Annotated in this window: 22 protein-coding genes, 1 other RNA gene and 1 riboswitch; of the genes, 5 read left to right on the top strand and 18 right to left on the bottom strand. The window is 46.4% G+C overall.

Annotation, left to right across the window (positions count from 1 at the left end):
- The coding region (locus IBX48_RS05675) for a response regulator (RefSeq protein WP_296831695.1) at nucleotides 1-827 on the bottom strand (827 nt) is incomplete at its 3' end.
- A gap of 41 nt (nucleotides 828-868) precedes the next feature.
- Nucleotides 869-1,174 carry an STAS domain-containing protein gene (locus IBX48_RS05670; RefSeq protein WP_296831693.1) on the bottom strand — a complete coding sequence of 102 codons (306 nt, stop codon included), beginning with the start codon at nucleotides 1,172-1,174 and terminating at the stop codon, nucleotides 869-871.
- A gap of 224 nt (nucleotides 1,175-1,398) precedes the next feature.
- A riboswitch (TPP riboswitch) is annotated at nucleotides 1,399-1,508 on the top strand.
- 72 nt (nucleotides 1,509-1,580) lie between these two features.
- Between IBX48_RS05670 and IBX48_RS05665 the strand changes: the two genes are divergently transcribed.
- The 3 genes from IBX48_RS05665 to pnuC all read left to right on the top strand — a co-directional run bounded on the left by IBX48_RS05665 (nucleotide 1,581) and on the right by pnuC (nucleotide 4,672).
- On the top strand, nucleotides 1,581-3,692 hold the full coding sequence (locus IBX48_RS05665; protein ID WP_296831690.1) for a TonB-dependent receptor: 2,112 nt from the start codon (nucleotides 1,581-1,583) through the stop codon (nucleotides 3,690-3,692).
- 112 nt (nucleotides 3,693-3,804) lie between these two features.
- Nucleotides 3,805-4,071, top strand: coding sequence for a hypothetical protein (locus IBX48_RS05660; protein WP_296831688.1), 267 nt, complete (start codon nucleotides 3,805-3,807; stop codon nucleotides 4,069-4,071).
- A complete protein-coding gene (pnuC, locus tag IBX48_RS05655; RefSeq protein ID WP_296831686.1) occupies nucleotides 4,061-4,672 on the top strand; it encodes a nicotinamide riboside transporter PnuC in 612 nt (203 codons plus the stop codon). Before IBX48_RS05660 ends, pnuC begins: the two co-directional genes overlap by 11 nt.
- Here the strand turns inward: pnuC and IBX48_RS05650 are convergent.
- The 3 genes from IBX48_RS05650 to IBX48_RS05640 are packed head-to-tail and all read right to left on the bottom strand — an operon-like array spanning nucleotide 4,669 to nucleotide 6,768.
- Complete coding sequence (locus IBX48_RS05650; RefSeq protein WP_296831684.1) at nucleotides 4,669-5,577, bottom strand: hypothetical protein; 909 nt, start codon at nucleotides 5,575-5,577, stop codon at nucleotides 4,669-4,671. The two genes, pnuC and IBX48_RS05650, sit on opposite strands and share 4 nt — an antisense overlap.
- Complete coding sequence (locus tag IBX48_RS05645) at nucleotides 5,578-5,790, bottom strand: zinc-finger domain-containing protein (protein ID WP_296831681.1); 213 nt, start codon at nucleotides 5,788-5,790, stop codon at nucleotides 5,578-5,580. It lies immediately after the preceding gene.
- A gap of 51 nt (nucleotides 5,791-5,841) precedes the next feature.
- Nucleotides 5,842-6,768, bottom strand: coding sequence for a branched-chain amino acid transaminase (locus tag IBX48_RS05640; RefSeq protein ID WP_296831679.1), 927 nt, complete (start codon nucleotides 6,766-6,768; stop codon nucleotides 5,842-5,844).
- Nucleotides 6,769-7,064: 296 nt separating this feature from the next.
- Here IBX48_RS05640 and IBX48_RS05635 point away from each other — a divergent pair, with 296 nt between their 5' ends.
- Together IBX48_RS05635 and argF are read left to right on the top strand one after the other, a co-directional pair.
- Entirely contained in the window at nucleotides 7,065-8,243 is a 1,179-nt protein-coding gene (locus IBX48_RS05635) for an acetylornithine transaminase (RefSeq protein ID WP_296831677.1), read from the top strand.
- 4 nt (nucleotides 8,244-8,247) lie between these two features.
- Nucleotides 8,248-9,153 carry an ornithine carbamoyltransferase gene (gene argF, locus IBX48_RS05630; protein ID WP_296831675.1) on the top strand — a complete coding sequence of 302 codons (906 nt, stop codon included), beginning with the start codon at nucleotides 8,248-8,250 and terminating at the stop codon, nucleotides 9,151-9,153.
- A gap of 108 nt (nucleotides 9,154-9,261) precedes the next feature.
- On the opposite strand, the gene recR is transcribed toward argF, so the two are convergent.
- The 13 genes from recR to hldE all read right to left on the bottom strand — a co-directional run bounded on the left by recR (nucleotide 9,262) and on the right by hldE (nucleotide 26,334).
- Nucleotides 9,262-9,855, bottom strand: coding sequence for a recombination mediator RecR (recR, locus tag IBX48_RS05625; protein WP_296831673.1), 594 nt, complete (start codon nucleotides 9,853-9,855; stop codon nucleotides 9,262-9,264).
- A gap of 18 nt (nucleotides 9,856-9,873) precedes the next feature.
- A complete protein-coding gene (locus IBX48_RS05620; RefSeq protein WP_296831671.1) occupies nucleotides 9,874-10,203 on the bottom strand; it encodes a YbaB/EbfC family nucleoid-associated protein in 330 nt (109 codons plus the stop codon).
- Nucleotides 10,204-10,255: 52 nt separating this feature from the next.
- Nucleotides 10,256-12,313, bottom strand: coding sequence for a DNA polymerase III subunit gamma/tau (dnaX, locus tag IBX48_RS05615; RefSeq protein WP_296831669.1), 2,058 nt, complete (start codon nucleotides 12,311-12,313; stop codon nucleotides 10,256-10,258).
- Nucleotides 12,314-12,387: 74 nt separating this feature from the next.
- An RNA gene (gene ffs / locus IBX48_RS05610) (signal recognition particle sRNA small type) lies at nucleotides 12,388-12,484 on the bottom strand.
- Nucleotides 12,485-12,572: 88 nt separating this feature from the next.
- Nucleotides 12,573-15,071 (bottom strand): glycogen/starch/alpha-glucan phosphorylase, encoded by a 2,499-nt coding sequence (locus IBX48_RS05605; RefSeq protein ID WP_296831667.1) that lies wholly within the window; start codon nucleotides 15,069-15,071, stop codon nucleotides 12,573-12,575.
- The gene (glgA, locus tag IBX48_RS05600; protein ID WP_296831665.1) at nucleotides 15,072-16,544 is read right to left on the bottom strand and encodes a glycogen synthase GlgA; all 1,473 of its coding nucleotides are present in this window, start codon (nucleotides 16,542-16,544) and stop codon (nucleotides 15,072-15,074) included.
- A gap of 97 nt (nucleotides 16,545-16,641) precedes the next feature.
- Nucleotides 16,642-18,813, bottom strand: a complete 2,172-nt coding sequence (gene glgB, locus IBX48_RS05595; RefSeq protein WP_296831663.1) for a 1,4-alpha-glucan branching protein GlgB — start codon at nucleotides 18,811-18,813, stop codon at nucleotides 16,642-16,644.
- On the bottom strand, nucleotides 18,810-20,171 hold the full coding sequence (gene malQ, locus IBX48_RS05590; RefSeq protein ID WP_296831661.1) for a 4-alpha-glucanotransferase: 1,362 nt from the start codon (nucleotides 20,169-20,171) through the stop codon (nucleotides 18,810-18,812). The genes glgB and malQ overlap by 4 nt, the downstream gene beginning before the upstream one ends.
- Nucleotides 20,172-20,234: 63 nt before the next feature.
- Nucleotides 20,235-21,914, bottom strand: coding sequence for a glycoside hydrolase family 57 protein (locus IBX48_RS05585; protein ID WP_296831697.1), 1,680 nt, complete (start codon nucleotides 21,912-21,914; stop codon nucleotides 20,235-20,237).
- A gap of 84 nt (nucleotides 21,915-21,998) precedes the next feature.
- Nucleotides 21,999-23,264 carry a glucose-1-phosphate adenylyltransferase gene (gene glgC / locus IBX48_RS05580; RefSeq protein ID WP_296831659.1) on the bottom strand — a complete coding sequence of 422 codons (1,266 nt, stop codon included), beginning with the start codon at nucleotides 23,262-23,264 and terminating at the stop codon, nucleotides 21,999-22,001.
- A 33-nt stretch (nucleotides 23,265-23,297) separates the two neighbouring features.
- Nucleotides 23,298-24,299: a glucokinase gene (gene glk / locus IBX48_RS05575; protein ID WP_296831657.1), complete on the bottom strand. Its 1,002-nt coding sequence runs from the start codon at nucleotides 24,297-24,299 to the stop codon at nucleotides 23,298-23,300.
- 50 nt (nucleotides 24,300-24,349) lie between these two features.
- The gene (locus IBX48_RS05570; protein ID WP_296831655.1) at nucleotides 24,350-24,910 is read right to left on the bottom strand and encodes an SIS domain-containing protein; all 561 of its coding nucleotides are present in this window, start codon (nucleotides 24,908-24,910) and stop codon (nucleotides 24,350-24,352) included.
- Nucleotides 24,907-26,334: a bifunctional D-glycero-beta-D-manno-heptose-7-phosphate kinase/D-glycero-beta-D-manno-heptose 1-phosphate adenylyltransferase HldE gene (gene hldE / locus IBX48_RS05565; RefSeq protein ID WP_296831653.1), complete on the bottom strand. Its 1,428-nt coding sequence runs from the start codon at nucleotides 26,332-26,334 to the stop codon at nucleotides 24,907-24,909. The genes IBX48_RS05570 and hldE overlap by 4 nt, the downstream gene beginning before the upstream one ends.
- Nucleotides 26,335-26,466: the final 132 nt, after the last annotated feature.

Here is a 26,466-nt window from a genome sequence, read left to right as displayed (position 1 = left end):
GCCATCATAATGCCACGACCGTGATTATCCAACATGCGTTCCATTGAAAAGTTCAGGTATTGTTCAAAATCAAACCCTTTACCCATATCACGTATCCTAACCTCAATTTCTTCTGGGTGAACAGCTAAACTTAAGGTCACAAACTTATCGCGATATGCTGAGTCGGTTAGGCGTTGTTGAATTTCTTCTTTTAAATGCCCAGCTTCAATAAGCTGGGTTTTTTCATCGTAAGTTATGGCCAAATTACCATGCTCGACGGCATTCACCATCAGCTCAAACAAACCCACCACAGCCTCATCTGGTTCGGCACACAAACTCGCTAATAACGACGACAAGCCGCGCGCTTCTTTTAAGGTTTGGTATTCAAATTCAGCCTGCTTAGCGGTAGCAAACGATTCGGTAATTTTGGTCAGTTCTGAACGCAGATTTTGGTGGGTTTTATAGTCCCGTAAGGCCGAGCGAATAACCGACTGCACCAGCTCCATATCGAGTGGTTTGGTCAAATAGTAAAATGCACCTTCTTTTAAGCCTTGTTGAACCGACTCTTTATCCGCCAATGCGGTTTGCAAAATAACCGGAATGTGACGACGCTCTGGGTCTTTTTTTAAGGCCTTAAGCAGCGCTATGCCGTCCATTTTCGGCATTAACCAATCGGACACCACCACACTGAAATAGCCCGGTGCTTGAGCGCTGATTTTAGCCAGCGCCTCTTCACCATCCACAGCCGTTTCAAACTCCCAACCCATGTTGCCTACCATCATGCCCAACAATTTGAGCGCGGCGGGTGTGTCATCCACCAATAACAACCGAATTTTATCAGCCGCCATGAATTCTCCTTTAAAACTCTTACGCTAATCGGATGCTATATTTAAGCATCCATATCAAACAGCTTACCAAACTGAGCGGTATCCAAACTGCGCTTAACTTTTTCATTGGCGTTGATCAACTTAATGGCTTTACTTTCCGTGCCCACTTTTTGACGCATCAGCAACATTAAGCCCAAAGCCGCACTGTCAATACGATCGGTGCGATCAAAGTCAATAATATAGTGATTGGCTTTGCCTAGATAGTCTTTATAGGCATTGTTAAAATCATGATAAAGTTCAATATCAAATACCCCATCCACCGCCAGTTCTAGACAATCCCCGTTTAATTTTGCAGACACCGAAGACATAAATACCCCTTATAATTTAAAAAATTCAAGTCCAGCACAGTTCATTATTGGCACCGAACTTTATCTTGATGTAGATCAATAAATGGTAACATTCTAAGCCGTCTTAGTAACCAAATATCTATCTATCATTCTAAATAATTTAAACCCAATTTCCATTAAATGCGTAGGGTTTGGCGGCGCGAAAGAAAGTAGGCTCAGCTCGTGCGTGCTATAATTGTTAGCTCAAACTTGCCAAGGGGTGGTCCGTAGCGGCCTGAGATCGATTGCAAAAAATCGAAACCCTAAGAACCTGATCTGGTTAATACCAGCGTAGGGACAGGCATGACACGCCATTTCAGTCAAACCTCTTGACGCGATTCGCTGTCTTCCTGTCCTTTTACACAAATGAACATGTAAAAGGAAAATCATGAAACTCAAACCGCTTCCTCTCGCCCTTCTCGCCCTCATACCAGGCCTGGTGCTGGCCGAAACCAACTTATCCGCCATAACGGTGAGTGCCGATTTGCGTCAAACCAGCCAAACCGATATCGCCGCCAGTGTCGATATTTTAGACGAAGCCGAATTGCAAGATCGCGGCGCCACCCACTTTGGTGATGTGTTACTGCAAACCCCCAATGTTAACTTTTCCGGCCAATCATCGCGTCCGCGTCATATTCAAATTCGCGGTATAGGCGAACGTGATGAATACACCGGCGCACCGAATGCGAGTGTGGGTTTTGCCGTCGATGAAATTGATTTTAGCGGCATTGGCATGGTGGGCAACTTGTTTGACGTTAAACAAGTCGAAGTATTACGCGGCCCACAAAGTACGCGTTATGGCGCCAGTGCTTTAGCCGGTCTGGTGAATATCCAAACCAACGACCCAACGCCTTATAACGAAAGTTTAATTGAAGCGAGTGTGGGCACGGATAACCTCAAAGAACTCGGCGTCATGACCAGCGGCGCGTTTAATTCACAAGACAAAAGCCCACAATATCGCGTAAGCCTGTTTAAACACAATAGTGACGGTTTCCGCGATAACGACACCCTAAACCGCACCGACACCAACCAGAAAAACGAGCTCACCGCTCGCGCCAAACTCCGCTGGTGGGCCGGCGACAATACTCAATTTGATCTAAGCCTAATGCATGCGGATATTAACAATGGCTATGATGTGTTTACCCGCGACAACAGCTTTACCACCCTGTCAAACGAGCCAGGCGAAGATACTCAAAAAACCAATGCAGGGGCTTTGAAAATTAATTGGACAGGCAGCAACCTCTACAACCTCACCTCCACCACTAGTTTTGCCGACAATACAAACAACTATGGTTATGATGCAGACTGGATTGCAGATCCTACTAAAACCGTCGGAACTTATGCACATGAACAACAACGCCAAACACTAAGCCAAGATTTGCGTTGGACATCTACACAAAATTCAAGAATTTTTGCAAACACTACAGATTGGCTAGTTGGTTTGTATGCTTCTCAGTTATTAGAGTCAAACATCCGAGCGGAGCGCGCTGACTACACGGTTTACAACGATATTTATAACAGCGATTCAGAAAGCGATTTTACCCACAACAAACTTGCCTTCTATAGCCAATTTGACCAGTCTATTAGCGAGAAAAAAACGCTTATTTATAGTTTGCGGATTGAACATCACCAGCAGGATTACAAACTCGCTGCCAGAAAGTATGGAACAGATACTTCTTACGGAGAAGGCGATTTTGACTACAACCTTGAAGACAACTTTTCACCCACCGAAACTTTGTGGGGAGGCTCTGTACATTACCAACACCGTTACAATGAAAAACATATGGCGTTTGCAGGCATAACCCGCGGCTACAAGGCCGGGGGATTTAATACCGGTTTGACAACCTCAGACTATGCTCGTTTTAATAACGAAACTCTTTACAACTATGAAATTGGCTTACGCTCCAACTACGGTGCAATCAAAACAGCGACAACCTTGTTCTATATGGATCGCCAAAATCCACAGTTTGATGGCTACAGCTATGAACCTGGCGGTTATGAATGGGTATTCTTTACTGAAAACCTAGACTCCGCAAAACACTATGGCCTAGAAACCGAAATTGACTGGCAGGTAAACAGTCGGTGGAATCTATTTGCAAATCTAGGGCTATTACAAACTGAAATTAAAGGCACGCCTACTAATACAGAGTTTAGTATGAGTGGACGAGGTGCGTCACATGCGCCTAATTATCAATACCTTGTCGGCACTCAATACCGTCATGATCAAGGCTGGTTTGGACGCTTGGAAATCCAAGGCATGGATGCGTTTTATTTTGACAATGTACATGATAAAAAATCAGAAGCCTATACTTTAGCGAATGCACGCATTGGTTATGAGGCCAAAGACTGGGAAATTTATGTTTGGGGCAAAAACCTGACCGATGAGAAATATGCCACCCGTGGTTATTTCTTTGATCACTTTGATGGAGATGGCGAACAGCTTTATACCGCCCTTGGCGACCCACGTCAAATCGGTTTAACCACAAGAGTGCGGTTTTAAATTCCACCCTCACCCCCCGACCCTCTCCCATCAAGGGAGAGGGTGGCAACATAGCGCTAAATAACTTCGTGCGCTTCGTGCCTTCGTGGTTCAAAAAACAAAGGAAGCCCCTATGAAAATTTCACTTGATATCAGCATGTACCCGTTAAAAGACGAGTTTTGCCAACCGATTATTGACTTTATTGAACGTCTGGAACAAGCACCAGGCCTGGTGCTTGAGCGTAATAGTTTAAGCACTCAGGTTTTCGGTGACTACCGCACGATTATGAATTTAATGACCGAAGAATTAGAAACCGTGTTTGAGCAAAACCCGCACACCATCTTTGTCATGAAAATGGTCGGTGTGAATCGCTCTAAGGCCAAGATTGATGCTTGCTGAGATTTGGGCACAGTTTAGCCAACAATCGATTTGGGAAGCCATCGCGGTCGCCTTGGGCATCGCCTATGTAATTTTGGCGGCACGCGAATCGGTGTGGTGTTGGCCAGCGGCTTTTTTAAGCACCGCAATTTATACTCTGCTGTTTTGGAACGGCCTGTTGCCAATGCAGTCTTTCTTGCACTTCTTTTATATGGCGATGGCGGTGTACGGCTTTTATGTCTGGACACGCGGCGGCATTAGCCAACCTGAATTACACATTCACCGTTGGCGCTGGGGTTATCACACTGGTTTTATTAGTTTAGGTGTATTGCTGACGTTTTCGCTCGGCGGTTTATTAACCCTGTTTGAAGCCAGCCAGAAACCTTATTTAGATGGGTTTGTGATGGTATTTTCGATGCTCACCACCTATATGATGGCGCGTAAGGTGTTAGAAAACTGGTTGTATTGGTTGGTGATTGATAGCGCAGCGGTGGTGCTTTATTGGCAAACCGGTTATTTGCTAACCGCAGCGATGTTTGTGCTTTATCTTGGCCTAGCCGTTTACGGGTTTATTAACTGGTTAAAGCTTTATCGCGCACAAGATCAAACGCTCTCTATTTAAAATCGGGTGGGCGCGGTCATCCAACGCGTTAAATCGCTTTCACCGAGTAGATTAGTACTAAATAACCACAAACGATAAGCTTCGCGCACTGGCGTTAAATCTGGCCGCTCACCATAGGTTTGCGCGAACCACCAGGCCTGGTGCTCATCTAACAAGTATTCCAAAATTACCCAGCTCAATTCGACCGGCGCTAACACAAACGCATCCAAATCCACCAAGGCCGACAACTGCTGTTGCTCAAATAAAAACTGATCCCAACGCAGATCCAACATCGTCGGCACAGCCGAATGGATACGAATGGCCTCGGCTTGTTTGATGCCCGACCACCAGGCCTGGTGGTCGGTTGGATTCATCCAACTTTTTAAACTCTGGGTTAATTTATGCGGCCAATCGGTAAGGGGATTTTGTGGCTGTTGCCAAACACCCCAGTTGGCATAACTGATTTGATGCAAGCCTTTTAAATGCCGTGCGAAGATGTCGATATTCGCTTGATTCATCCAGCTTGCTTGGCCGGTTTCGCCATTTAATTTGGCGGCTAACACAAACCCCTGCAAACTTTCGCCAGGATTTACCGCCCACTCAATCTGCGGAATCGCTAAATCGGTTAAACCCGCTAATTGTGTTGAGCACCAGGCCTGGTGGTTAAGATGTTTGTTTAAATCTAACCCAAACAAAGCTTGCACATTACGCCAAAAAGCTTGCTGGTGTGCGTTAGGGTTTAGACGTTTTAAAACTTTATTGCCCTGCTCGGTTTGTAGATGGCAAAGTTGATGCGTACTGTCAGCATACAAGCTCGGCTGGTAGTGTGACGAGATGATTTTAGGGAGTGGGACTAGCTGGGCGTTTAAGCCTTGGTAGGGATTTTGACCACCAGGCCTGGTGGTCAAATTTGAATCTTGGGTCATTTAGTGCGCCGAACGATTCGGATCCCAATCTTTTAAAACGTATTCCGTACCACAGTAGGGGCATTTAGCTTCGCCGGTTTCTTCAATCGGCAAAAATACGCGCGGATGTGCGTCCCATACCGTCTGATTACTGGTTGGGCAGTATAATGGCAAATCGTCGTAGGTTACTTCAACGTGCGTTTGCGCACATGAATCGGTTGCTTTTGAACTCATTGTCACTCCTTAAAGCATGTAAACACAGCCGCCCTAGCGGCTGTGTGAATCTTATTTAACTGACGCTAACCAGTTTAAATGGGGCGCTGAACGTCCATGAACCACGTCAAAATACAAGCTCTGCAAACGCTCGGTAATGGGGCCACGTGAACCTTGACCAATCGGACGATTATCCAATTCACGAATCGGTGTGACTTCGGCCGCGGTGCCAGTAAAGAAGGCTTCATCCGCAATATACACCTCATCACGTGTAATACGTTTTTCAACTACTTCATAACCACATTCACGCGCTAACTGCATCACGGTTTTACGGGTAATGCCATCCAAAGCGGCGGTCAATTCTGGTGTATAAATCACGCCATCACGAATCATAAAGAAGTTTTCGCCACTACCTTCACACACATAACCTTCGGTGTCTAACAATAAGGCTTCATCACAACCATGCGATACCGCTTCTTGCAAAGCCAACATCGAGTTCATATACGCGCCATTGGCTTTGGCTTTAGTCATAGTAATGTTAACGTGATGACGGGTATAGGACGAGGTCGCGACTTTAATCCCACGGGTTAAGTTTTCTTCACCCATATACGCGCCCCATTCCCAGGCCGCGATAATGACGTGGGTTTTTAAATTATCCGCACGCAATCCCATACCTTCTGAGCCGTAATACACCATCGGACGAATATAAGCCGACTTCAAATTATTTTCACGCACGGACGCGCGTTGGGCTTCGTTAATGGTGTCTTTATCAAACGGCATCGGCATATTCATAATTTTCGCTGAATTAAACAAGCGATCGGTATGAGCTTCTAAACGAAAAATCGCAGTGCCCTGTTCGGCATCATAAGCACGCACACCTTCAAAAACACCCATACCATAATGTAAGGTGTGGGTTAAAACATGCGTGTTGGCTTCGCGCCAAGGCACCATTTGACCGTCCATCCAAATCAGGCCATCACGATCCGACATCGTTCGCATTGAGAAGCTCCTCAGAAATTTAAATCGCTACAAATTCGGTATAAAAACCAGCCAAAGCCGTTTTTACAAAAAATAAAAGATGTATTTTAGCCGAATGAACCCACGAATAACAGAGAGTCTGTGTGCTTAATTTCAATCTATCTTAGCGCTTTATTCTCTCTATCAGCTTGAATTTATTCCTGATTCAGCTAAAATCATCGTTTGTCTTTCAAAAAGAGCAATCTTCGGGTTGCTCTTTTTTGTTTGTAATTATCAAGCCGCTTAGGCGCTGCTGCGTTGGCTAGAAGGTGAAATCCATGTCCGAAAGTTTAATGAATACCTATGCTCGTTTGCCTGTAATGTTTACAGAAGGCGAAGGCGCAACCTTGTACGATGAGCAAGGTAAGGCCTATTTAGACGCCGTGAGTGGTATCGCCGTTTGCAGTTTAGGCCACGCTCACCCAGCCATTTCGCAAGCCTTGTGTGAACAAAGCAAACGTTTAATCCATACCTCGAACCTATATCGGGTCGAAAACCAAGAAAAACTAGGCGAAGCTTTAATTCGTTTGTCGGGTATGGATCGGGTGTTTTTTGGTAATTCAGGCGCCGAAGCGAATGAAGCGGCCATTAAAATTGCGCGCAAAACCGCGTTTGATCGCGGGATCGAAAACCCAGAAATTTTGGTTATGGAAAATAGTTTTCATGGCCGCACCATGGCGACCTTAAGCGCCACTGGCAACAAAAAAGTTCAAGAAGGTTTTGCACCTTTAGTGCAAGGTTTTGTGCGTGTGCCTTATAACCAAGTTGACGCGGTTGAAAAAGCCATTAGCAAACACCCAAACCTGGTTGCGATTTTGGTTGAACCTGTACAAGGTGAAGGCGGCGTATTTGTTCCGGATGCGGGTTATTTAAAAACGTTGCGTCAGTTGTGTGATCAGCATAATTTATTACTGATGATGGATGAAATTCAAACCGGTATCGGTCGTACCGGCAAATGGTTTGCTTATCAACACGAAGGCATTTTGCCGGATGTCTTAACCCTGGCAAAAGCCTTGGGCAATGGCGTGCCAATTGGTGCGTGTCTAGCTCGTGGTAAAGCCGCCAGTACGTTTGGCCCAGGCAACCACGGCACCACATTTGGTGGCAACCCATTAGCCTGTGCGGCCGGTTTAGCCGTGATCAATACACTTGAGCAACACGACTATATTTCACAAGTCGCCAAACAAGGCGAGCAAATCATGAGTGCCTTTAGAAGCGCTTTAGCCGATCAAAAAGGCGTGGTTGAGGTGCGGGGTAAAGGCTATATGATCGGCATACAACTGGATCGTCCGTGTGGCGAACTAGTCAAAATCGCACTAGATCAAGGTTTGTTGATTAACGTCACGCGTGGCGACACCGTACGTTTACTGCCACCTTTTGTGATTTCCGAAGCCCAAACAGCCCAGCTGGTCAGTGATTTGAGCCAATTAATAACCGAATTTTTAACAAAATCTTAATCCCATGACAAATAAACACTTTTTAACCCTAAAAAGCTTAACCCCGCAAGAACTGCAGCATATTTTGCAGCGCGGGATTGAGCTTAAAAAAATGCAACACGCCGGTGAGATTTACGAGCCGCTCAAAAACCAAACGCTTGCGATGATTTTTGAAAAAGCCTCCACCCGCACGCGCATTTCATTTGAAGTGGGCATGACTCAGCTGGGCGGCCACGCCTTGTTTTTATCGCCTCGCGACACCCAACTTGGCCGAGGCGAACCGATTGAAGATAGCGCACGCGTTATTTCCAGCATGGTGGATGGCATTATGGTGCGTACGTTTGAACACAGCATTGTCGAAACCATGGCGGAGTTTTCATCTGTACCGGTGATTAACGCCTTAACGGATGACTTTCACCCTTGCCAGTTATTAGCCGATATGCAGACTTATCATGAACATAGAGGCTCGATCAAAGGCAAAACCGTGGTGTGGATTGGCGATGGTAACAATATGTGCCAGTCTTATATTAATGCGGCGCAAATTTATGACTTTAAATTACGCGTGGCCTGTCCAAAAGGTTTTGAACCACGTGCGGATTTGATGGAAATGGCGAAAGATCGGGTTGAAATAGTACGCGATCCGATGGAAGCCGCGCAAGGTGCCGATTTGTTGGTGACCGATGTGTGGGCCAGCATGGGGCAAGAAGACGAACAGCGTTTACGTATTCAGGCGTTATCGAAATATCGCGTGAATCGTGCGATTATGGATCAAGCCGATTCAGATGCCTTATTTATGCACTGTCTACCCGCGCATCGTGGCGAAGAAGTCACCGCCGAAGTGATCGACGGTCATCAAAGTGTGGTGTGGGATGAAGCCGAAAACCGCTTACATGCGCAAAAGGCTTTGCTGGAATTTTTAATGGCAAAGTAATCCCCACACGATTACGCCAAACAGCCTTATTTCGCCCAACAAAAAACCCATTTAACATCCGCTAAAAATAGCCATGTTAAATGGGTTTTTCATTTCAGCGGCTTAAAATCAAACCGCTCGACGGCCACTAAACGCATGCGACAAGGTTGCACTATCGATATATTCCAACTCACCCCCCATCGGTAAGCCTTGCGCCAAACGCGTGACCGACACCCCTGCTTGTTGCGCGAGCTGATGAATATAATGCGCGGTGGCTTCGCCTTCAACGGTTGGATTAGTCGCCAGAATTAACTCACTAATACCCGGCTGTTTTAGACGTTCGTGCAAACGCCCTAAACCCAACTGTTCAGGGCCAATGCCATCAATCGGCGACAAGTGCCCCATCAATACAAAATATTTGCCTTGATAAATGCCCGCCTGCTCAATCGACAATACATCCGCCGGCGTTTCCACTACACACAATAAACCATTATCGCGTTTGTTAGACGCACAAATGCCGCACACTGAGGTTTCGCTCAGGGTGCGACAGACTTCACAATGGCCGACTTTTTCGAGTGCTTGTTGAATGGTATCGGCTAGCCGATTAGCGCCATCACGTTGACGCTCCAATAAATAATAAGCCATACGTTGCGCCGATTTTGGCCCGACACCGGGCAAAATACGAAACGCGTCAATCAACTGCTGAATCAAGGGAGAGGACATATTCGCCTAGTTATTAATTTAAAAAGGGAACTTCATGCCACCCGGTAAATTCATGCCCTGAGTTAAGCCGCCCATTCTTTCTTGAGTGGTGTCTTCAACTCGACGTACCGCGCTGTTTACCGCCGCTGCAACTAGGTCTTCTAGCATTTCTTTGTCATCCATTAAGCTGTCGTCCAACTCAACTTTAACCAATTCATGTTTACCGGTCATCGTGACTTTAACTAAACCACCACCCGCTTCGCCTGTGACTTCCATTTGTGCGATTTCAGCTTGCGCTTGTTCCATGTTTTTTTGCATTTCTTGTGCTTGTTTCATCAAGCTACCGAGACCGGCTTTTCCACCAAACATAGTTGTTCCTTTATTTATTAACTTTTGTATTACTAATTAGTTGTTTCAAACATCACAGCGGTTGGATTGATTTTTCCAACACCTGCATGCCTAAACGTTCTTGCAACATGTGTACATTTTCGTCTGCAAAAATGGATTGGGCCGCCTGTTCTTGAGACAGGGTTTGTTGGTCTTTATCATAAAGATTTGGCGTGTAAAATTCACCTGTAAACTCAATAAAATTTACTTTAAAGCCTTCGCCAAATTGACGTTGTGCGGCCTGCTCTAAACGCGTCACGGCTAAATCGGTTTTAGCATGCATCTCATCAGGATGCACACTTAACCACCAGGCCTGGTGGTTAGCATCGACCAACACACATTGTCTGGCTAGCTCTAGCGCCATACCATCCAAGCCTAATTGCTGAATTAAATCCATCCAAGCCTGAACCGGCTGCGACTGGCTGGAAGTATTTAAACCACCAGGCCTGGTTGACATCAAAGCGCTATCAGGCGTTTGTGTCGTTTGATTATTCAATATCTGGTCGGCCGATTCTTCAGCCTGCGGCATCCAATCAGTCTGATTCGACACTTGAGACGCCACCGCTTGCATAGGCTCCGGCTGAACCTGCGTCTGAAGCGACGCAATATTTTCGGACGTTGGCGCGATTGCGTTAAGGATTGAATTATTTGTCAAAGGGGCGGGTTCAGGCTCTGCAACCGCTGGGGTTTTAATTGGCGCACTGACAGCCGATGTCGCAACATTTGGCGCTTGGACACGTGCTTGCAGGTCAGGAAACAAACTTAAATCTGCTACAGGCTGAGCACGACTTGGCTCAGGTTGGTTCGGCGCCACCGGTTCACTGGCTTGTGTCGTCTGGGGAGTCACCTGAAAGTTTGCTGGGGTTTCGTTGACTTGTGCAGCTTTCAGCAATTCGGCGACACTTTGACGGCCACCGGCAGAAGCTTGTACTGGATTCGAATTCGGTGTCGCTGTAGGCACGGTATTTTGCAGGCCTGCTTGACCGCTTGATGAAGCCGACCCACTCGAACTCGGATCAAACGCCAACATACGCAATAACGTCATTTCAAAACCAATGCGTACATCCGGTGCTAACTTCATGTCTTGGCGCGCCAACAAACCAATTTGATAAAGCAGTTGAACTTTTGCTGGGCTTAAACAATTGGCAAAATCGGCCAGGATATCGGTTGGCAATAGACCATCTTCAAGGGCTTCACCCAAAATTTGAGTCTGCGCGGTTTGATGCAAAACCTCCAACAATTGGTTAACTAACGCAACATAATCCACCCCCAAGCTCGCCAGGGTTTGCAATATTTGTTTAACTTGTTCGGCAGAATCATCACTTAGCGCTTGCAAAATCGCTTGCACCACGCCTTGATCAACCAGGCCTAACATCGAACGCACAGCTTCAAATTGGATTTTTCCACCACAATAAGCAATCGCTTGATCTAATAAACTCAAAGAATCACGTGCCGAACCATCTGCACTTTTGGCGATTAACGCCAACGCAGTCGGTTCAAAGTCGATTTGCTCTTGTTGCAATATATGGGCTAAATGATTTTGTATTTGGGTACTGGTCAGGCGCAATAAATTGAATTGCAAACAACGTGACAATACCGTAATCGGTAACTTATGGGGATCGGTGGTGGCCAGTAAGAATTTGACGTGTTCAGGCGGTTCTTCTAGCGTTTTTAACAAAGCATTAAAACTGCTTTTTGAGAGCATGTGAACTTCGTCTATCAGGTAGACTTTATAACGCCCTTGAGTTGGCGCGTATTGCACGTTATCCAAAATCTCACGTGTATCTTCGACTTTGGTACGCGAAGCGGCATCGACTTCTATTAAATCAACAAAACGACCTTCGTCAATCGACTTGCACACTGAACACTGACCGCAAGGGGTCGAGCTAATGCCTTGTTCACAGTTAAGGGCTTTGGCAAAGATACGCGCAATCGTGGTTTTCCCCACCCCACGTGTGCCGGTAAACAGGTAGGCATGATGCAACCGTTGCTGGTCTAGCGCATTCGCTAAGGCCTGCATAACGTGGGTTTGACCCACCAGTTCACTAAAGTTTTTTGGGCGCCACTTACGTGCTAATACGGTATAACTCATGAAGGCATCCAGAATCAGAATTTGGACTATTTTAACGTGCTTTAAACACGCAGGGGAGGAAAATATGGTGGCAACGCTACCCGCCTTACCTCGGCGCACGCATCAGAAGGTACCGTTGCTTCCTTCCGGACCTGGCGGAGTTCCCAACTTAGCGTCGCGAGGGGACGAATAGCGTCACCATATTGAAAACTTTTTAAATGATAACCTATCTAAAAAGTGAACGTATTGTAGCAGAAAGCCGAGTTAAATACAGCGACAATCAGTCTGTTTGCACCTGAATCGGTTGCAAATGCCAAATATCACGATTGTACTCACTCATGGTGCGATCCGTTGAAAACACCCCGCTACGCGCCGAGTTCATAATACTCATAGTCACCCAACGTTCGGTGTCTTGATAAGCTTGCGCAACCAGCTCTTGTGCATCCACATAACTACGAAAGTCGGCCAAGGTCATCCATTCATCTTGCGGGTTTTTAATTGAAGCCAAAATATCATCAAAAAGACCTGGCTCAAATTGATTAAAGTGACCCACTTCCAGTAGGTTTAATACCGCTTGTAAGTCTGCATCATTATCAATATAGGACTGTGGCTGATAACGCCCAATCAAATCTTGCACCTGTTCGGTTTGTAAACCAAACAAGAAGAAATGCTCTTCGCCGACCGCTTCTCGAATTTCGACATTCGCGCCATCCAAGGTGCCAATCGTAATCGCCCCGTTCATCATAAATTTCATATTACCGGTGCCAGAAGCTTCTTTGCCGGCAGTTGAAATTTGTTCGGATAAATCCGTACCCGGACAAATCACTTCCATCGCAGAAACTCGATAGTTTGGAATAAACACCACTTTAAGCAAATCGCCAATCTCCGGATCATTATTAACCACTTGAGCGACATTATTGATTAGTTTAATAATCGCTTTCGCCATGTGATAACCTGGCGCGGCTTTGCCGCCAAAAATCACCACGCGAGGTGTCATATTTTGAGTATCACCACGTTTAATACGTGCGTATAAATGAATCACGTGCAACGCGTTTAATAACTGACGTTTGTATTCGTGAATACGTTTTACCTGCACATCAAACATCGCGGTTGAACTGACGATTAAACCCGTATCTTTTTTGATTAAAGCGGCTAAACGCTGTTTATTTTGCAGTTTAACCTGCGCCCATTTTTGGCGGAATTCAGCATCCTGCAAATAGGCTTCTAACTGACTCAGTTGACTTAAATCGGTTACCCATTGTTCGCCAATCGTTTGATTTAATAAATCACGCAAACCTGGATTACAACCCGCCAACCAACGACGCTGGGTGACACCATTGGTTTTATTATTAAAGCGCTCCGGCCAAAGCTGATAGAAGTCGTGAAACAAGCCTTCTTTTAATAACTGCGAATGCAACGCCGCCACACCGTTTACCGAAAAACTGCCCACTATCGCTAAGTACGCCATGCGCACCATGCCGTGCTCGTCAAAAATAGACAAACGACGCTGGCGTTCCATATCACCCGGCCATTTTTGTGCGACCTGAGCTAAAAAGCGGCGGTTAATTTCTTCAATAATTTCGAGTGGGCGCGGCAGTAATTTACGCATCAAATCGCCCGACCATTTTTCAAGCGCTTCTGGCAATAAAGTATGGTTAGTGTAAGCCATGGTGTGGCTCACAATACCCCAGGCTTGCTCCCAGCCCATATGTTGCTCATCCACCAACAAACGCATCAATTCCGCTACCGCCAAACTCGGGTGGGTGTCGTTGAGTTGGAAAACATTCGATTCGGCAAAATGGGCGAAATCGGCATTGTGGTGTTTAACCCACTGCTCAACCACATCTTGCAAACTGGCCGACACTAAAAAATATTGCTGACGTAGACGCAGTTCTTTGCCGTTTTCGCTGGTGTCATTTGGATACAACACCATCGTTATATTTTCGGCTTCGTTTTTGGCTGCAACTGCTTCAAAATACGAACCGGCATTGAACTCGGACAACTTAAAGGCTTCATCCGCCGCCGCATCCCATAAACGCAAGGTGTTTACGGTATGATTTTTGTAACCGGGAATCGGCACATCAAATGGCACCGCCAGCACTTCTTCATCATTTTCCCAGTGCACAATTAAATACCCAGTATGTGGATCGGTATAAGGTCGGCAATAACCACCAAATTTCACTGTGCGCGTGTATTCTTGGCGCTGAACTTCCCAAGGATAATAACCAAAGCCTAACCAATGGTCAGGCTCTTCAACCTGAAACCCGTTTTGGATGCGCTGACGAAACATGCCATATTCATAACGCAGACCATACCCCATAACTGGCAACTGCAAAGTCGCGCAACTGTCCATAAAACAGGCGGCTAAACGACCCAAGCCACCGTTACCTAAGCCGGCATCAATTTCGGCTTCTTCTATCTCTTCGATGGATAAACCCAGTTCACGCAAGGCTTCGCTGGCTTGGTTTTCGATGCCTAAATTGAGCATGTTATTAACTAAAGAGCGACCGATTAAAAACTCCATCGACAAATAATAAGCGCGTTTATTGGTGTTTTCACGGTAACTTAACCAGGTCTGTTTCCAGTTGCCCATTAAGCGATCGCGCACTACATAAGCCAAAGCTTTCAGTTTATAGTCGGTTTCGGAAGTCAGCTCGCGCCCGAGGTTGTTCTGCAAATAATGTAAAAAGTCGGTTTCTAAGCCAGCCTTGTCATTACTTAAACGTTTGCGGACACGATGCTTGATCACGTCCAAACTGGTTTGGTCTTGGGTGCTCATCTAAATCTCCTTAGCATATAATTTGACATAGTCTTGAGCGCTGTTTTTCCAACTAAACGCTCGCTGCATCCCCGTTTTTTGTATTTGCTGCCAACTGCGTGGCTTTTTATATAAACTCAGTGCTTGTAAAATCGTGGCACGTAACGCGTGTGGATTTGGATCAAAAAACATAAATCCGGTCGCGGTTTTATCCGCCAAAGTTTGTTTGGTGGTGTTCACCACCGTATCAATTAAACCACCGGTATGATGAACAATCGGTGGCGTACCGTAAGCTAAACTGTACATTTGATTTAAACCGCAAGGTTCAAATCGAGACGGCATTAAAAACATATCCGCACCCGCTTCAACTTGGTGTGCCAAGGTTTCAGAATAACCGATATGTACAAATACTCGCCCCGGATAACGCCCGACGAGCTGCATTAACTGTTTTTCAAAATAGTCTGACCCTGAACCCACAAATACAAATTGTACCGATTCGGTTTCTAAAATATCAGGCAAGGCTTGTAAAATTAAATCGACCCCTTTCTGTTCAACCAAGCGGCCAACAAAACCAATCAATGGAATAGTCAAATGCGCTTGCGGCTCGCTATCTCCCAGCAGAGTAAGTAACAATTCTTTATTGCGTTTTTTTGCGCTCACTCGGCCTTGTTCAGCCGAATAGTTGTAAGAAATATAATGGTCGGTGGCTGGATTCCATTCCTGATCATCTATGCCATTAATAATGCCGACTAAACGCCCTTGTTGCTGACGCTGGTTTAACACGCCTTCAAAACCATAAGCGTATTCTGGGTAACAAATTTCTTTGGCGTAGGATGGGCTCACGGTTGTGACCCAATCGGCCATTTGAATACCGGCCTTCAGCATCGCCATTTGATCGTAAAACTCAATGCCTTCTATCGTCCACCATTTCCAGGGTAGTTTCAAACCTTCAAATAAGCTTTTAGGGAAATAACCCGCATAGGCCATATTATGAATCGTGAACAAGCTGCGCGGAGGCGACTTTTCGAGCGTTAACAACGCCGGAACCAAACCGGTTTGCCAGTCGTTGGCATGCACGACGTCGGCCTTCCAATTTAAGCCGACTCGATCCATCGCGATTTCGACCACGGCTTTTGAAAACACGCCAAAACGTTCGCCGTTATCCCACCAATCTTTACCGTCCGCCGCCATGTACGGGTTTCCAGCACGATTAAACAGCTCAGGAATATCAACTAAAATAACGCTGGCTTTTAGTTCCGCTACCTTAGCGCTTAACAAGCGTACTTTTAGGCGGCGACCCGCGCCATCTAACTCAAACTGCGATAACACACTGACTTTATTGACCTTGTCTAACATGGCTTGGTAGGCGGGCAACACCAGTTGAACTTGGTGACCAAGTTCAACTAAGGCGGTGGTTAAACCACCGGATACATCCGCTAAACCGCCGGTTTTAATTAAAGGGTGGGCTTCTGAGGTGGCAAAAACTAACTTCATACTCTGCGGGTTCTCTTACCTAATGTGTGACGTTTTTCCTCTAAGCACCAGGCCTGGTGCTTAGAGGAAATTAATTAAGCCTAAAAACTAGGCGTGATTAAGCTTGCTGCTTTAATACGACAAATCCCAGCGGGGGCAAGGTTAATTCGGCCGATGCCGGACGATTCATCCAGGGCTGAGACGTAGCTTCAACCCAGCCATTATTTCCTAAATTACTGCCACCATAAATCGCCGAATCAGAGTTGGCAATCTCTTGATAACGTCCTGCATCAGGCAGTCCGATTCGATAGGCTTCTCGCGGCACTGGCGAAAAATTAAACACACAAATCAAACGCTGTTGATCGGCACGACGCTCAAAACTTAAAATCGAGTGTTCATTATTATCACAATCAATCCATTCAAATCCTTGAGATTCAAAATCATACTGATGCAAAGCCGAGTTGTTTAAATATAAGTGATTTAAATCTCTTGTCATCAACTGCACGCCACGGTGGTTTGGGTAATCACATAAATGCCAAGGCAAACCTTCGGATTCGGACCACTCTGTCCAAGGGCCAAACTCGCACCCCATAAACAGCAATTTTTTACCCGGATGCAAAATTTGATAACCTAATAACAATCGTAAATTCGCCATTTTCTGCCAGTCATCCCCCGGCATTTTGGCGGCCAACGAACCTTTGAGATGCACCACTTCATCATGCGACAGCGGCAGCACAAAATTTTCGGTATAGGCATAAATTTGGCTAAAGGTTAATTGGTTGTGATGATAGGGGCGATAAATCGGATCTCTTTGGAAATAATCCAAAGTATCGTTCATCCAACCCATATTCCATTTCATCGAAAAGCCCAAACCGCCCATCCAAGTTGGGCGCGAGACCATCGGCCAAGAGGTCGACTCTTCCGCCATCACTAAAGTGCCGGGATGTTGAGAGTGAACTTCGGCATTTAATTGTTGAATAAACGCCATCGCGTCCAAGTTTTCGCGGCCTCCATGAATATTAGGCAGCCATTCACCCGGCTCACGCGAATAATCCAGATACAACATCGAGGCGACCGCATCGACTCGCAAGCCGTCTAAATGAAATTCTTTTAGCCAAAATAAGGCATTGGCGATCAAGAAGTTTCGAACTTCGTTGCGGCCAAAGTTAAAAATATAAGTGCCCCAATCGGCATGTTCGCCTAAACGTGGGTCTTCGTGTTCATATAACGCGCTGCCATCAAACCGTGCGAGCGCAAAGCTGTCTTTCGGGAAATGCGCTGGCACCCAGTCTAAAAACACACCTATACCATTTTGGTGACAGTGGTCGACAAAAAACCGAAAATCATCCGGCGTACCAAATCGGCGTGTAGGCGCAAAATAACCCGTGGTTTGATAACCCCAAGACGCATCGTAAGGATGCTCGGTAATGGGCAAAAGCTCGATATGGGTATAACCCATCCACTTTACATAATCGACTAAACGATAAGCCAGCTCACGATAGTTTAAAAAACCACCGGAATCATCTCGCTGCCAAGAACCCAAATGCACTTCGTACACATTGATGGGTTGATGCGCCCAATCAAATCCGGCGCGTTTTTCCAACCAGGCCTGGTCGTTCCACTGGTGAGCGGGTTGTTCAACATAACATGCGGTATCAGGACGCAACTCCATCGCTCGTGCATAGGGGTCAGACTTGGTCATAATCGCACCGCTGGTGGCGTTACGAATTTCAAATTTATAATGATCGCCTGGCATCAACCCCGGAATAAACAACTCCCAAACCCCAGAACTACCACGTGAACGCATCGGGTGACGCAACCCATGCCAAGCGTTAAAATCGCCCACCACCGATACACGTTCGGCTGAAGGTGCCCAAACTGCAAATTGCACTCCTTGAATGCCATCCACGGTTTTAGGATGCGCACCCAAATGCTCATAAATTTGCCAATGACGACCTTCGGCAAATAAGTGCAAATCCAACTCACCCAATTGAGGAGCAAAGCTATAAGGGCACACCATTTTATGAGTTTGGCCATCCGCTTCTTGCCATTCCAGCGAGTAGTGTGTAGCTAAAGCTTGGTATTCAGCATCACTCAAATGAGCTTCAAATAAGCCATGTTCACCAAGCGCTTGCATGGGATATTGACCAGCTAACCTAACCTTAGTGGCGGTTGGCAACCAGCTTCGGATAATCCAAGCCGAAGCGTTTTGCTGGTGACCCAATAGTTGAAATGGATCGTGCAATCGGCCCTGCTGCAAGCGCTCTATTAATAGTGCAAGTGAGTTCATTCTTTTAAAGCTCTCTGTGTTTCGTTTAAGCGCTGAGTTTGTTTGACCCACTGATAAATACGTTTTTCCAATTCCTCGGGAATGTCATCCCAATCAAATTGCCAACCCCAGTTTTTTTCGGTGGTACCGGGGATATTCATGCGGTGTTCTGAGTCTAGGCCCAACCAATCTTGCATCGGTACAATAACACGCTCGGCAACCGAGCGCATCGCCGCTACAATTAAGGGCCAGGGCATCTCCCCCACCTGATCAGGCAATTGCGACACCACCCAGTTTTGCACACCGGGTTCGAGGCTGTTAAACCAACCCAAACTGGTGTCATTATCGTGGGTGCCGGTATAAACCACCGAATGTTCTACCAAACTGTCTGGCGCATGCGGATTATCTGGCAAACCACTAAAACCAAACTGCAACACCGACATACCCGGCAAACCGAATTGCTCTTTTAAGGCCACCACTTCTGGTGTAATAATGCCTAAATCCTCTGCTACCAGCGGTAAAGGATCAAACTCTTGCTGTAAAAACGCTAACAAGGCTGCGCCCGGTGCTTTTACCCAATTTCCGTTCATCGCGGTCGGTTCTTTTGCATCAATTTCCCAGCTGGATTCTAAACCACGGAAATGGTCAATTCTTAACAAGTCAAATTGATTCAACGCGTGCTCAATACGCTGACACCACCAACTGAATCCATCTTGCTGCATGACCGACCAATTGTAATGCGGATTGCCCCAACGCTGGCCGGTTTGCGAAAAATAATCCGGCGGCACCCCAGTGACCACGCTGGGCTGGAGATTTTCATCCAACTTAAATTGGTCGGGGTTAGCCCACACATCAACACTGTCGTAAGCGACAAATATGGGCATATCACCAAACAGCTCAATGCCTTTATCACTCGCATCGCGTTTAAGTTTTTGCCATAAATACTCAAGATAAAATTGCTGTTTTTTAATCTCACGCATGGCTTCGGCATGCTGTTCGGCGAACGCACTTAAGGCTTGTGGATCACGAAATCGATAGGGTTCCGGCCAAGCCGACCAGGCCTGGTGGTTAAACTGTTCACGCAACACCATAAACAACGCGTAGTCTTCTAACCAGTGAGGTAGCGTTTCTAAATAGGCTTCAAAGGCTTTATTATCGACTTGATTTTGCCAGTTTTTAGGCAATAGTTTGGGATTCAAGGCAAACGCGGATAAACCTTGATAAGGTGAATCATCATCATGCGGTGCGGTTAAAGGTAGCACTTGCCAAATAGATAAGCCGGCTTTAACCATCCAGTCCAAAAACAACCAGGCCTGGTAGTCCAGCACCCCGCTAGGTAAGGAGGTGGGGTGTAACAAAACACCGATGGATCTTGCCATAAAGCACTCCCTTTAATACATTAATTTCACGCAAACAATACCACACACGCATCCCGCTTAATTTCAGTTGCGCCGCATCGTTCCGGCATTTTCCATGTTGCCGCCACCTTGTGATATCGGCGTGTCTAAATACGCTGGAACCGGCTCGTTGAGTAACTCGTAAAGTTTCTCCAAATGACGGCGGTACAGCTGATCGAAATCCCTAACACTGTCACCCGGATTGTAATCGCCAAACCACCAAAACCAATCCGAACCTTCACAAATTGCCAATTGCTCGGTGGCCAGTTTGAGCTGTGCTTGACTCAACTTATTGTCTTGTTTTACTCGATCATAGGTTTGTTTAGCTTCAACTAATATATCCCAAGCGCGATTCTTTTCAGGTTCACCAATCCAGGTTGAAAACGAGCCGTACACCCAACTACCGGCTTTTAAAGTTGGTAAATGGCGCACTTTGACCCCTTGCGCCAAGGCATCACTAAAGGTCGTCATTTGGATGATTGGGTGATGGGTTAAACGTTCATACAAGGCGGTTAAGAAGTGAAAGCCATTGTCGGGATAATATTCCCAGGCGTTTTCGCCATCCAATATGACACTGACAACATGTTCTTCGACTTTATCCCCCAGAAAATTGGCGATATTATTGAGGTGCTGGGCAAAATCGTTAGCCGCATCAACCGGGTTCCAGTCTTTGTATTGAAATCCGATTAAATCCGACAAGCCGTCATCTCGGAAAAACAGCGCACAATTTTGGGTTGCATGCTGTAAAGGTTGATAAAGCGCACGCTTAGAAGCAATATCGTGCAAGTCTAAATGGGATGCTTCGCAAGAATGTCGCCACACGCCTTCACCCGAAGCCGTCCATTTAATCCCGTAATGATCCAACATACCGATTGACGCGCTGCTTACCGCGCCTTCGGATAACCAGACACCTTGTGGTTTGCAACCAAAATGTCTATCAAATACTTCCAGTCCATGCTCCATATGCCAACAAGCGCGCTCATACCCTCCTGGATAAACCGGTGAATTCGGTACAGGCGCTTTTGGCAAGGCATCAAGCATCGAGTCAAAGTCGATTAATAAGGGCACGATCGGATGACCGTAAGGCGTCATCGACAATTCAATTTGGTTGCACTCCATTAGGCGGCGATACCGTGGGATGATCGCTTGTAAGTTATCCGCCATGGCTTCAACCAGTAAACGCTGGTCAGCTGAATCAAAGCCTTGTTTTTTATCCAACAAATATTGAATACGGGTATCTTTCTGACGAACACTCACCCCTGTCCAAGCCAAGTGATACCAAACTAATAAATCTATATAAAACCCCTCATTTAAGTACATAAGGGTTTGTTCATAGGCTTCACTTTCAACACTGAAGGGGCGAATCATATCAATCAAGTGCCGATAAGCCGGCAATGAGTCGATCATAGTTGGCGCAAACGCGCGCTGACAGGCTTCTACTAGTTTTTTACGCTGTTCTAAGTCTTGCGGAATCGGCTCGGCACCGGCGAGCAAGTTTAAAAAGTCATCCGGCATGGCTTGAGCGTTTGATAACCAGGCCTGCATTTTGGCGGCATAATCATCAATTTGCTCCAGCAATACAGGCGCAAAGTTCACCACCACCTTGGCTTCGGGATTGGCTTCTAAATAGGCCGCCATATCAGTGTAATCTTTCATCGCATGCAAATACACCCAAGGCAACCGATATTGACCGTCCAAACCATCTCGATAATGCGGTTGATGCATGTGCCAACAGAGTACGACTTTTATTTTCTTAGTTTGTTTCAAAACAGCTTAACCTTTGTTTGTGGGTGGATATTAAAACCAAGCTTAACGTGTAAAGTGCTCGGACTGACCCAACATATCCGGCGTGATCAACACCAAGCCATTTTCATCCACATAAAAACGTTTGGCATCTTCTTCGCGATTTTCGCCAATCACCGTGCCAGATGCAATCACACAGCCTTTATCAATAATCGCATTTTGAATGCGACAGTTACGGCCAACTTCGACTCGTGGCAATAAAACCGAGTCTTTTACCAAGCTGTAACTGTGTAAAAAACAGCCGCTCGAAATAACCGAACGTTTAACCCGTGCGCCCGATAAAATGCAACCGGCTGAGACCATCGAGTCAATCGCTTCACCGCGACGACCCTCATCATCGAAGGTAAACTTCGCCGGTGGCAATTGGGCTTGATAGGTCCAAATTGGCCAATCACGATTGTATAAATTTAGCTCCGGTGTGATCGAACATAAATCTAAACTGGCTTTCCAGAAGGATTCCAACGTACCCACATCTCGCCAATACACCGGATCGCCGGCTTCATCCACAAAGGGATAAGCCCGCACATGCCAGTCATCAATAATAGAGGGAATAATATCTTTGCCAAAATCATTGGTGGAGTCGGGGTTATCGTGATCTTCAATCAATTTTTGGAATAAAAACTCGGTCGAAAAAATATAAATACCCATTGAAGCCAAGGCTTTGTCTGGTTTACCCGGCATGGCTTCTGGGTCTTTAGGTTTTTCGGTAAATTTGGTAATCCGAAAACACTCATCAACCGACATAACGCCAAAGCCACAGGCTTCCATACGCGGCACTTCGATACAGCCAATCGTTACATCCGCACCAGAAGCCGCATGTTCGACCAACATTTTGCTGTAGTCCATCGAGTAAATATGATCACCGCCCAACACCATTACGTATTCTGGGGTATGGCGACGTAAAATATCCAAGTTTTGGTATAGTGCATCCGCTGTGCCTTTGTACCACTCTTTATCCACACGCTGTTGCGCCGGTAATAACTCAACAAACTCACCCACTTCGTAACGCATAAAACTCCAAGCACGCTGAACGTGACGAATCAAGGAGTGGGCTTTGTATTGGGTGAGTACACCGATTTTGCGAATCCCGGAGTTCACACAGTTAGACAACACAAAATCAATAATTCGGTATTTGCCACCAAACGGCACGGCTGGCTTGGCACGCCAGCGAGTTAAATCTTTTAGACGACTGCCTTCGCCACCGGCCAATACCAGCGCCAGTGTTTTACGGGTTAAATCCGTGGCGGATTTTGTTTCGGTATAATTCTTCATAACATCCTCATGCCAATCTAAAAGTTAAGTGGTTCACGGCCTAAATGTCGGACAGGGATTTTTTAGCCTGGTTCTTTGACCATTTACCGCCAATCGCGCATAGTTGGATGCGCCGTGCAATCCTAATGACTCATCAACCACTAGGTATACTGGCGTTTTTTGCACTAAATCACGCATTCGACCTTTGTGACGCAGCGCATCTAAAAATCCATTTTGTTTCATCCATACTTCTATCTTACCCGCAATTCCACCTGCAATATAGACACCGCCATAAGACGGCCACAATAAAATCAAATTTCCAATATAAGCACCATAAACCTCGACAAAGGTTTGAATTGTTTTGTGGGCGATCAGGTCGCCTTGCTCGGCGAGTTGCTGAATCACTTCGGCCTTTAACCAGGCCTGGTGGTTATGTTGAGACAAGCCGGCATAAAATGCATACAGGGTTTCTAAACCCGCACCCGACAAAATCCGCTCATAAGACACATGTGACCAGACTGGCCATAACCATTTAAGCAGTTCAGCTTGGTTAGCATCCATAGGCGCAAAATCCATATGCCCGGCTTCACTCGCTTGCGGTTTGAAACCGGTGGCTTCAAACACAACCGGCGACACCCCCAAACCGGTGCCCGCGCCAACCACTAAACGGTGCGCTTTTGCATTAAACTGCCCCATTTGTAAGGTAATAAGTTGGTCGTTTGAGAGCGTATCTATGCCATAAGCGGCGGCTTGGAAGTCATTAATAAATTGGACGGTTTTGATAGCACAATTGGCTTCAAGTTGATCTGCATCAACCAACCAAGGCAAGTTGGTTAAGTTGACTCGACGCTGATTGATTGGGCCGGGTAAACCCAAACAGGCATAAGCGTATTGATGAATTTGATTTTTTTGTGAAAAATCTAGAATAATGTCCGATAAGGACGCATAAGACGCGCTGGCATACACCGCTTCGACCACAGGGGTCATTTGATTGGAATAATCCAACGCCCTCAGCCGTGACCGAGTCCCGCCAATATCGCCTGCTAGAATCAACATCCCACCCCCATCGACTCTAATCGTTTGTTACAACATAAAATAAACAATAATTATGAAAACACCTGGTCTAGGCCCTCACATAACAAATGACTGATTAAACTGTGTGCTTCTTGTACGCGTGCGGTTTCGTTTGAATTAACCTGAAAAGTTAAATCCGCTTCAGCCGCCAGCACGCTGGGTTGAGCGCCAGTTAAGGCGGCACAAAACACGCCCATTTTTTTAGCCTGCTGTTGAGCCAACACCACATTTCGGCTGCTACCGGATGTCGATAAACTCATTAACACATCACCCGGTTTGGCCAACGCTTCGACTTGACGCGCAAACACACTTTCAAACTCAAAATCATTCGTATGCGCGGTTAATATCGAACTATCCGTGGTTAAGGCAATTGAGGCCAGCGGACGACGGTTTTTGACATACCGCACCATCAGTTCGGCTGCCATGTGTTGTGCGTCGGCGGCGCTACCACCATTGCCACACCATAAAACCTTGCCGCCGGTTTGCAAACTCCGAACCACCTGCTCAATCAATGAGTTGATGAGATCGGTTTGCGCAAACACCGAATCAATCGCCTGCAAATGTTGCTGGCGTGCCTGGTTAAAATCAATCACAAATTTTCCTCCGAATGCGCAATGCGTTCGATAATATTACTGGTCGAAAACCCGTCCCAAAAAGAAAGCACTTCGACTTGACCACCCGCATCCCAAACGCACTGAGCGCCAGCAATCTGCTCCGGTAGATAGTCTCCGCCTTTAACCAGCACATTAGGCGTTAATTTACAGATTAAACGCTCAGGCGTTTGTTCGTTAAAGGGTACCACCCAATCGACACAACTGAGTGCGGCCAGCAATTCCATTCGACTCTCTAACGGCACCACTGGGCGACTTGGGCCTTTTAAAACCTGTACCGATTCATCGGAATTTACCGCCACGATTAAGCGATCACCCAGTTTTGCAGCTTCGTTTAAATAACGCACATGGCCGCTGTGCAAAATATCAAAACAGCCATTGGTAAACACCACTTTTTCGCCTTGTGATTGCGACTGAGTAACTAACGCCAACAACTCATCTTCGCTCGGCGCCACATAACCTTTATGACGCATCACCGTTTGTAAATAGTTGTCTAACTCGGCTTTAGAAACGCTCGAGGTGCCGACTTTGCGCACCACAATGCTGGCGGCCGCATTCGCTAAATGGGTGGCGTTCTGCCAAGTTAAGCCCGCCGCCATGGCCGTCGACAAGGTGGCAATAACCGTGTCGCCCGCGCCAGTGACATCAAACACCTCTTGGGCTTGAGAACGCAATAAATACGGCTTGGCTTGTTTGGAAATCAACGCCATACCATGTTCGCTTCGTGTCACCAACAAGGCTTGTAAGTCGAGCTCGTCAATCAAGCTTTGCGCTTTATTAATAAGCGTGGTTTCATCACCGCATTCACCCACAATTAACTCAAATTCGGATTGATTTGGTTTAATTAAGGTAGCCCCTTTATAGCGACCAAAGTCTGAGCCTTTCGGATCAACTAAAACCAGCACACCCGCTTCACGAGCGGCTTGAATCATAAGCTCAATATATTGCAACGAACCTTTCGCGTAATCCGACAATACCAGCGCATCAAATTGTGACACCTGCTTGGCCACCAAATCGGCCAAGGCTTTGGCCGAAGCTTGCGCAACAGGCTGTTCAAAATCCATTCGGATCAACTGTTGATGATGGCTTAATACACGCAACTTGCAAATCGTGCCACTATCGCAATAAACCCAATCACGTTTGACTTGCGCCTTCTGCAAAACTTCATCCAACTGATTACCAGACACATCGCGCCCAATAATACCCATTAAGTGTACTTGCGCACCCAAAGCCGCCACGTTTAAAGCCACGTTAGCCGCGCCGCCTGCGCGCATTTCATTGCCCGACACGTTAACCACCGGCACTGGCGCTTCGGGAGAGATACGGCCGGCTTTGCCCGTCCAATATTGGTCGAGCATCACATCCCCGACCACCAACAGCTTTGCGTTTGAAAAATCTTGAATCATGAAGTTTAAATAACCCTTAACGAATAGCGTTAACCGCCAGCCATGAGCTAAATCGCTCACATTTAGTAATCACATAAGGGCACCTCGATTAACCCCTGGTTGATTCTGCGGGACTTAAAAGGTCACTTATTC

Source organism: Thiomicrospira sp. (genome assembly GCF_014859555.1).
Classification (GTDB): domain Bacteria; phylum Pseudomonadota; class Gammaproteobacteria; order Thiomicrospirales; family Thiomicrospiraceae; genus Thiomicrospira.
This window is presented reverse-complemented; position numbering and strand designations above follow the sequence as displayed.